Below are 2,343 nucleotides of genomic sequence, written 5' to 3'. Positions count from 1 at the left end.
GGAGGCGATGACCGTGACGGAAGCGACGTTATCACCCGCAACTATTACTATCGCCAATAATAAGCTGAAAGCCGATGACATGATTATGTTATCGGGATTCGGGGAGTTAGATGGACGTTTTCCTGTTGCACAGGTTGATGGCAACAAAGTGACCCTGTGCGACGAAGTGGATTGGAGTGATAAAACGTTACCCACGGATTTTGCAAACGCCAAAGCACAACGTATTCAATGGTCTAATAACTTTTGTGCGGTAAAAAGCTTCAGCAAAGACGGTTCAACGACTGAACAAATCGATGTCACCACCATTTGCAGTGATGGCAAGGAATATGAATCCGGCGATACGGAATACGGCTCAATTAAATTGACCTTTTTCTTACGTTATAGCTCCAGTGAGGTGCAACGACTCTTGCGTAAATATGAAAACAGCAAAGAAAAATTTGCGGTGAAAATGGTCTTAACACGAGATGAGGGTTCCATGTTTTATTACGGCTCCGTCGAAACGGGCATGAACATTGATGGCAGTGTAGGACAAATGATGGATTCGGGGATCTCGATTAAATTGTCTGGCCGTGATTATTTGAATGTGAAGAAATAACCCCTTAATTCATCCACCTCATTATTTCTCTTCTCCCTTCTCGATAAAAAATCTTAGGAGTGATTATGTCTAACGCTTTATTGCGTGAATTAGTGTTAAACCAAGCACTGAAAGTGACGCCTTTTACCTATTTAGACAACACCTTTTATGTCAAAGAGTTGGATGTTGGCACCATGAATTACATTCAGCGCAAACTTCGTCAAATTAAAATCAAGCTCGCCGAAGAGCAGGACATTTATTTAGACGAAGACGATCCCGAACAATTTAATGAAGCGATAAATCGTGTCTACGATGAATATGATGTCGCCAGAATGTTGGCCTTTAAGTTGTGTGATGAAAAAGGGGAACTGCTTTTTGATGCTGAAAATGAAGAAGACTTAAAAGGTCTTAATCGTCTAGGGCAAGGGTTCTCTAATGCGGTGTTTACGGCCGAAGCGGGGAATAGCGAAAAAAACTTGGAGACCGGCGACAATTTCAATTGATATTGTCGCTGGCATTGGGAAAAACCCTCGCGGAAATCGAGCAAATGCCCGAAAGCCACTTGTGTGAATATGAAGCTTTTTATCGCAAACAACCCTTTGGTTTGTGGCGAGAGGATTATCGGATGGCACAAGTGGCACATCTTTTAGCGATGATAAATCGTGATCCGAAATCTACCCCACCTCAATTAACTGACTTTATGCCAATGTGGCAGAAAAAGCCCACAGAAGCTGAAGAGTGGGATAGTGTTACTCAGAATGTATTGGCTCATCGATAGCCCCTTTGTTGGGGCTTTTTTATTGTTTTAAGGAGTTTTTATGGCTGGCGCATTGGGGAGACTAAATATCGATTTGACGCTGAATACGGCAAATTTCATAAATGCGATCAACCGTAGCCAGCGCCAAACAGAACAATTTGGGCAAAGTATTCGCGTCAGTCTTCAAGCTATCACCGTACAACAAGAGCGAATGGTATCGCAAACCGCAAAATCTTCGGCGCTTTTTGCCCGTTTTGCGAGTGTCACCGCAAGTGCATTATCCATTCATCAAGTCATTAATTATGCTGATAGTTGGACGGAATTACAGAACCGCTTAAAACTGGTGACGGAAAGTTCTGTCGAGTTAAATAAAGCCACACAAGCGGTCTATGATATTGCCCAAAAAACCTATCAATCATTGGATGCCACAGCACAGGTTTATCAACGTTTTGCGGATAATGCCGATCGCCTAGGATTAAGTCAGCAAAAAGTGGCTGAACTCACGGAAACCGTCTCAAAAGCGGTAGCGATTTCAGGCGCGAGTGCAACCGCAGCCCAAGCGGCATTAATCCAATTTGGTCAAGCATTAGCCTCAGGTCAGTTACGTGGGGAAGAGCTGAATTCGGTGATGGAGCAAACCCCTGCGTTAGCGAAAGCTATCGCTGACGGAATGGGTGTCAGTGTGGGTGAACTAAGGAAGAAAGCCCAAGACGGTGAAATGACGATTGAGAAAGTCATTCAAGCCTTAGAACGTGTAGCCGACAGTGTGGATAAAAAATTTGCTACCAGCGTGACAACGGTTAGCCAAGGTTTTACTAATCTTCAATCGGCGATAACAAAATTTATCGGTGAAGCGAACCAAGGTACAGGTGCGACTCAGCTTTTAACAACGGGGCTTTCTGCATTATCGAATCATTTTTCTGAAGTGATGAGAGTAACGGAAGCTTTAGCCATGACGGCTATTGCAATAAAAATAGCCAAATGGACTCAAGCCACTTATGCACAAGCCGCT

At 43.7% G+C, this 2,343-nt stretch carries 4 protein-coding genes; all 4 read left to right on the top strand.

From position 1 onward, the window contains the following. Positions 1 to 595, top strand: a 595-nt coding sequence (locus tag ACNART_RS17790) for a hypothetical protein (RefSeq protein WP_416303674.1), incomplete at its 5' end; no start/stop codon positions are given. Positions 596 to 660: 65 nt separating this feature from the next. Continuing rightward, on the top strand, positions 661 to 1,077 hold the full coding sequence (locus ACNART_RS17785) for a hypothetical protein (RefSeq protein WP_416303673.1): 417 nt from the start codon (positions 661 to 663) through the stop codon (positions 1,075 to 1,077). Positions 1,078 to 1,121: 44 nt separating this feature from the next. Continuing rightward, complete coding sequence (locus ACNART_RS17780) at positions 1,122 to 1,352, top strand: DUF4035 domain-containing protein (protein ID WP_167392461.1); 231 nt, start codon at positions 1,122 to 1,124, stop codon at positions 1,350 to 1,352. Between the two features lie 40 nt (positions 1,353 to 1,392). Then, a partial coding sequence (locus ACNART_RS17775; protein WP_416303672.1) for a tape measure protein occupies positions 1,393 to 2,343 on the top strand: 951 nt, incomplete at its 3' end.

Source organism: Proteus sp. LHD240705 (genome assembly GCF_047921555.1).
Classification (GTDB): Bacteria; Pseudomonadota; Gammaproteobacteria; order Enterobacterales; family Enterobacteriaceae; genus Proteus.
This window is presented reverse-complemented; position numbering and strand designations above follow the sequence as displayed.

Coding starts and splice junctions, on each gene's coding strand:
- ACNART_RS17785 (WP_416303673.1), top strand. CDS start 661: ATGTCTAACGCTTTATTGCGTGAATTAGTGTTAAACCAAGCACTGAAA.
- ACNART_RS17780 (WP_167392461.1), top strand. CDS start 1,122: ATGCCCGAAAGCCACTTGTGTGAATATGAAGCTTTTTATCGCAAACAA.